This window comes from Massilia sp. CT11-108 (genome assembly GCF_047302915.1).
Lineage (GTDB): Bacteria > Pseudomonadota > Gammaproteobacteria > Burkholderiales > Burkholderiaceae_D > Telluria > Telluria orientalis.
Genome location: NZ_JBKYMO010000330.1, coordinates 1 through 6,453 on the forward strand (window position 1 = coordinate 1; position 6,453 = coordinate 6,453).

A 6,453-nucleotide genomic window follows, 5' to 3' on the forward strand; every position below is an offset into this window, starting at 1 on the left:
TCTCCGTCGATCTCGCCCGCGAGTTCGCGCGGCGGCTCGGCGTGGACCTCGAGCTCGTCGTCGTCGACACGGCCGGCAAGTCGGTCGACGCCGTCGCAACGGAGCGCGCGGACATCGGCTTTTTCGCCATCGATCCCGCGCGCGGTGCCGCCATCGCGTTCACGGCGCCGTACGTGCTGATCGAGGGCAGCTACCTCGTGAAGGCCGGGTCGCCGATCCGCGCCAACGAGGACGTCGACCGGGCGGCGCACCGTGTCGTCGTCGGCAAAGGAAGTGCGTACGACCTGTTCCTGACCCGGGAACTCCGGCAGGCGCAGATCGTGCGCGCGCCCTCCTCACCCGCCGTCGTGACGACGTTCCTCGAACAGGGCGCGGACGTGGCGGCCGGCGTGCGCCAGCAGCTGGAAGCGGACGCGCGCGACCGCCCCGGCCTGCGCCTGCTGGACGGCCGCTTCATGGTCATCCGCCAGGCGATGGGCGTGCCGAAATCGCGGGGCGGGCACGCGGCCGCCGCGCTCGCCGCGTTCGTCGAAGAGATGAAGGCGAGCGGCTTCGTGGCGGACGCGTTGAAGCGCCACGGCATCGAAGGCGCATCGGTCGCCCCGCCCGGGTGATTCTTTGCTAAGCTGTCAGGCTGAAACCGATTTCACACACAGCCCGACAGCTTATGCCCACACCATCCAAAACCGCAACAGCGCTGGTCCTGTCCTGCGCCCTCACGGCCGCAGCACAAGCGGCAGATATTCCCGTCCACACCCTCGACAACGGCAGCGTGCGCGCGACCGTCACCGACGCCATCGGCGGCCGACTGCTGTCGTTCGGGCTGGCGGGCCAACCCAGCTTCATCAAGAGCGACCTGGCCGCCGGCGATCCGCACCTCGCCATCGGCGGAACGACGGACAACGTCGGCTGGCTCGGCCACGAGATCTGGGTCGGTCCGCAAAAGGAATGGTGGTCGCACCAGGACGTGAACCCGGCGCGCGCCGGCCTGCCGTGGCCGCCCGATCCGTGGCTGAGCCTCGCCCGCTACAAGATCGAGGAGAAGCGGCCCGACGCCATCACGCTCGCGAGCCCGGCCAGTCCCGTGAACGGCCTGCAACTGGTGAAACGCTACAGCCTCGCGGCGGGCAAGCCGCACAGCCTGCGCATGGACGTCGACGCGGCCAACGCGCGCAAGACGCAGGTGGCGTGGGACATCTGGTTCAACACGCGCGCCCATGGCGACACGCGCGTGTACGTGCCCGTCGCGCGGCGCGAAGACGTGCGCCAGCAGGCCATCGAACCGAAGCCGGACATGGTGCCACTGACGTGGACCTTGGCGGACGGCCTGTTCTCGCTGGACGCCTACCCGGCGGGCAAAGGCCAGCCGCACCGCAACGGCAAGATGCTGCTGCAGCCGTCCGCCGGCTGGATGGCGGGTTTTCATCAAGGCCAGGTGCTGGTGATCCAGTTCACGCACCAGCCGCGCACGGCCATCCATCCGGACCAGGGGCAGATCGAGTTGTACAACGACTGGCAGCCGGAAGCGCCCGAGAAGGGATTGATGGAGATGGAGGTGCACGCGCCGTACGTGACGCTGGCACCGGGCCGGCACATGCAGGCGTCCGAGCAGTGGACCCTGCTGCCCTATGGCGGGCCGGATACGCGTGCGGCGCAGGTGGCGTTCCTGCGGGCGCATGCGAAGGAACTGGGGCTCGACGGACTCTGAATAACGTCGCCCCCGCGGAGGCGGGGGCCCAATCTTGCATGCGCTGACGAGATGCCTGCAGAACTTGGGCCCCTGCCTTCGCAGGGGCGACGGATCTTGCGTTACCTACGCTACGCGGTTAGAAGCTGTAACGCATCTTGGCCGTGTAACGAGGACCCGAGACGAACCATGCACGGCCCATGAAGCCCGTGCTCTGCTGCATGAGCTGGCGCGCCTTGGAGTCGGTCAGGTTCTGCGCCTCCAGGCCGATCGACAGCCGGTCCGACACGTTGTAGAAGATCGAGCCGTCCAGCTGGCCGTAGCCGTCCGCCCACGTCGGCAGCGCCCAGGCCACGTTGTGCTGGCCGAAGGTCGGGCTGGCCGGATTGCTGTCGGTGCCGTCGCCGCCGTTGGTGCCGTTGACGTTCACGTTCTGCAGGTTCTTCGAGCGCCAGTTCCAGGCCAGGCGCGCCGAGATCTTGCCCTGGTCATACATCAGCGCCAGGTTGTACGACTGGCGCGACAGGCCGATCAGCGGCAGATCGTCGAACGTGGTGCCGTTGGTATCGCAGCCGTTCAGGTTCAGGTTGAAGTTCGCCGCCGAGTTGCTGCCCGTGCAGTACACGGAGTGAACCGGCTGGTGCAGCGACGTCTTGCTGTCCACGTACGTGTAGTTCGCCTGCACGCCGAAGCCCGACAGCCAGCCCGGCAGGAAGTCGAAGTACTGCTGGAACGCGATTTCCGCGCCGCGCGCATGGCCGTCCGCGCCGTTCACCGGACCCGTGGTCGTGAAGGTGTACGACTTGCCGGTGTTGTCCGCCAGGTCGTAGCCGTACGACTGCTTGATGATGACGTCCTTCAGCTGCTTGTTGAAGACGCCGAAGGTCAGCGAACCGGTCTTCGCGAAGTACCACTCGGCCGTCAGGTCCACCTGGTGCGAACGGACCGGACGCAGGTTCGGGTTGCCCGTACCGGTACCCGTGTAGGTGACCAGGCCGCTGGAATTGTCCACGTTCTGCGACAGCGTCGTGTAGCCCTGCAGGTCGCTGAAGTCCGGACGCGAGATGCCGGTCGACAGGCCGAAGCGGAACTGCAGCGCGTCGCTCGCCTTCATGCGCAGGTTCAGGCTGGGCAGCACGTTGTTGTAGCTGTTGCTGAAGTCCTGCTTCTGGGAGAACGCCGTGAACTGCGGGATGCCGGCACCCGTCGAAGTGCTCGGGGTGAACACGGTGTAGCCGTGCGCCGTCATGTCGGTCTTCACGTAGCGCAGGCCGATGTTGCCGTCGACAGGGTACTTCAGGTCGTCGAAGCCGAAGCGCAGTTGCGAGTACAGCGCGCCGGTCTTCTCCTTCTGCTCGTTGACGCCGGCCGGATCGGTGCCGAACGTGGCCGGGTTCCACGACGTGCAATTGTTGGTGCCGTTGTTGCACAGCATATTCGGATACGTGTGCAGCTGGGCATACGAGGCCGGGTAGCCGGTGGTCAGCGCGACGGCCGGGAAGACCAGTGCCGGCACCGACGTGTTGTTGTTGAAGAAGTTATTGAACGAGTGGACCTGCACCTGGTTGTTGAAGCGCGGATCGCCCAGGTAGGCGAGGCTCGACAGCGTGTTGGTCGGACCGACCTGCCACGTCTGGGTGATGGCGGCCCAGTTGTAGCTCGGGTTCGAGTTCTCGTTGCGCGAATCGCGGTCCGTCAGGCGGACGCCGAAGCGGATGTCGCGCAGCACCGGGTGGTCGAAGTCGTACTTCGCATCCGTGCGCCATGCCCATTCGCCCGCCTTGCTGCGGTCCTGGTGTTCCATCGTGAACGCCCAGTAGTAATTGTTGGGGTTCGCGAGGTAGGCGCGGTCGGCGTCCGTGAACGACAGGGTCGGCACGTCGCCGCGCAGGTCGATCGTCTCGCTCGGCATCTGCACGCCGGTGGCCACGGTCGAGTCGAAGCTGCTGGTCGTGGCGCGGATGCGCTGCAGGTCGGTCGTGATGGTCCAGCGGTCGTTCGGACGCCAGCGCAGGTTCCACGACACGTCCGTCGTTTCCGACGTGCGGTCGGCCGAACGCGTGTCGCCGCCGAAGTTGATGCCGCCGTCGGCCGGATCGGTCAGCGTGCCGGTCAGCAGCGCGCCTTTCGAATTGAACGTCGCATCCTTGCTGACCTGGATGTTGTAGGGGCTCGACTGGGCGAAGATCGCCTGCTCGTCCCAGTGCATCTTGTAGCGCGACTTGAAGAACGTCAGCGAGGAGCTCAGCGTGCTGTCCTTCTTCCACTGCAGCGCGCCGTAGGTACCCCTGCGCTTGCGGTCGAATTCCAGCGTGCGCCATTGCGAGCCCTTCGGGATCCACACGGTCTTGCCGGCCACGACGTCGTCGCGCGGGTAGTACGGCTCGACCTGGAAGGCGTCGGTGCGGGTGCCGCTTTCGGAATACGCGAAGTCGACGAGGGCGCCGATCTCGCCGAAGCCCGTCTTCCAGCGGTCCGAGAACATGAACGAGGCGGACGGCTGGCGCTTGCCGCGCTTCAGTTCGGAATACGTGTCTTCCAGCGTGAGGGCCAGCTTGCGGCCCTTGAAGTCGAACGGCATCGCGGTGCGCAGGTTGACGAGACCGCCGACTGCGCCTTCGATCTGTTCCGCCGACGGGTTCTTGTAGACGTCGACGCCGGCCATCAGCTCGGGCGGCACGTCCTCGAAGTTCAGCGAGCGGCCGCCGTTCGCGGAGAACGAGTCGCGGCCGTTCAGTTCCGAGCGCACGTACGACAGGCCGCGCACGTTCACGCCCGAACCTTCGACCGAATAGTGTTCCGGGTCGCCCTTGGACATCGTGCGGTCGATGGTCACGCCGACCACGCGCTGCAGCACCTCGGTGACCGAACGGTCCGGCAGCTTGCCGATGTCGTCGGCGACGATCGAATCGACGATCTCGTCCGAATTCTGCTTGAGCTTCTGTGCGGACTGCAGCGCGGCGCGTTGGCCCGTCACGACGACGACGTTGGAACCGGAAGCGTTCTGGCCCGCTTCGGTCTGCGCCAGCGCATAGCCGCTGGCAAGCAGTGCGATCTGGCCGGCTGCGACGGCGATCGCGGTTCTCTTGAATCGAATCATGGTGTCTCCTGTGCTCTCTAATTGATGCTCCGCTTCACGGCGGAGCTGGTTACGACGGCGGATGAAGCGGCCGCCCTGCGGCGGCCGCAAAAACGGTCTGAGAATTACGCTGCGCGGTAACGCGGCGCTGCCGGAACGACGGTCGGAACGGATCGGGAATGGCGCCCGGATCGGAAGGAATGAGGACGGCTGGATGAGGTCGGCATTCTTGTCTCCACGCTTTATTGATTGCGTTGGCGATGTAGTCGTTATGGTCTTGTAATCGTTTTCATGAGTGTAGATATTTACTGTGATTTTTGTCAAACCCCATAACATCACTGTTGCACGCTAACATCGAAGGTATATATTATTTACAACAAAGTATGCTGAAAGTTTATAGCTCAGCAATTCGTTCTAAATCCGCAACAGCCATGCCAGCCGCGCACGATTAAATCGCATTGCACCCGGAGCGCAATCGAATTGCACACCAGACAAAAGGCGCGCAGGCCCCGTGATGCCGCCACCAGGCCGCACCCGCCCCCGGCCAACGTAACGCTGATGCACGTAGATGAGAACAAGATTCATGACGTTCACCACACGAAATCAGCCGTATGATCCGAGGGTAGCCAAGGTAGCGCAATCAGCGAAGTTGACCTTGCCCATGAAATACCGCGTTCCTCCCATATATCGGTGCATTGCAACGGCGCCAATCAGCGATACAATTTGGTAGCGCAATCAATTAAATTTTTGAATCGTTGATGAAAACAATTATCGATCCCCATTTTGCATCAGTAAGGGAATGCAGTGGTATCTTGTCGCTATCGCGCCCAGCATTTAGAGTCGCTGCTATTTATTTCGATACGCGGTCCAATTCAATAGAAGATCGCAATTAAAGACATGATCGATTTTCAGAAGTTCCGTAACTGTATTCGCCGCAGCGCCCGACCGGGCTGCCCGGAGACCGCATGAACGCGCCGGTCGCCCCCCCCAAGCGGACCCGGCGCACGAAAGGCGGCCTCACGCTCGTCGACGTGGCGCGCGTGGCCGGCGTGGCGCCGATCACGGTGTCGCGCGTGCTCAACTCGCCGGAGAAGGTGTCGCCCGACCTCGTGCAGAAAGTGCGCGCCGCGATCGAGCGGACGGGCTATGTGCCGAACCTGCTGGCGGGCAGCCTGGCGTCGACGAAGAGCCGCATGGTTGCCGCGATCCTGCCGACCATCGCGGGCTCCGTGTTCATCGATACGGTCCAGGCGCTGACGGAAAACCTCGCCGCCGCCGGCTACCAGCTCATCCTGGGCCAGTCGGGCTACGAGAATTCGCGCGAGGACGAGCTGCTGGAAGCGATCATCGGGCGCCGGCCGGACGGCATCGTGCTCGCCGGCATCATGCGCTCCGCACAGGGCCGGCGCCGGCTGCAGGCGAGCGCCATTCCGCTCGTCGAAACATGGGACCTGACGCCCACGCCGGCCGACATGCTGGTCGGTTTTTCGCACGAGGACATCGGCCAGGCGGTGGCCGAATTCCTGTACCAGCGCGGACGGCGCCGCGTCGCCGTGATCAGTGCGTCCGACGAGCGGAATGGCGCTCGCCTGCAGCCGGCGCCGGCCCCGTGGGGGGCGCAGGATGCCCGCGCGCACCCAGCCCGCCCGCCCGCGCCCCGGGGTAGCGTACACCACCGCGGCCACGC

General features: G+C 64.8%; 4 protein-coding genes. 3 read left to right on the forward strand and 1 reads right to left on the reverse strand.

Annotated elements, in window-relative coordinates; translation table 11 throughout:
• Positions 1–614: transporter substrate-binding domain-containing protein (locus tag ACEN88_RS21865; protein ID WP_413342984.1), on the forward strand; the 614-nt coding region annotated here is incomplete at its 5' end.
• Between the two features lie 53 nt (positions 615–667).
• Positions 668–1,708 carry a DUF4380 domain-containing protein gene (locus ACEN88_RS21870; protein WP_413342986.1) on the forward strand — a complete coding sequence of 347 codons (1,041 nt, stop codon included), beginning with the start codon at positions 668–670 and terminating at the stop codon, positions 1,706–1,708.
• 118 nt (positions 1,709–1,826) lie between these two features.
• On the opposite strand, the gene ACEN88_RS21875 is transcribed toward ACEN88_RS21870, so the two are convergent.
• Positions 1,827–4,787, reverse strand: a complete 2,961-nt coding sequence (locus tag ACEN88_RS21875; protein ID WP_413342988.1) for a TonB-dependent receptor — start codon at positions 4,785–4,787, stop codon at positions 1,827–1,829.
• A 944-nt stretch (positions 4,788–5,731) separates the two neighbouring features.
• Here ACEN88_RS21875 and ACEN88_RS21880 point away from each other — a divergent pair.
• A partial coding sequence (locus tag ACEN88_RS21880) for a LacI family DNA-binding transcriptional regulator (RefSeq protein WP_413342989.1) occupies positions 5,732–6,453 on the forward strand: 722 nt, incomplete at its 3' end.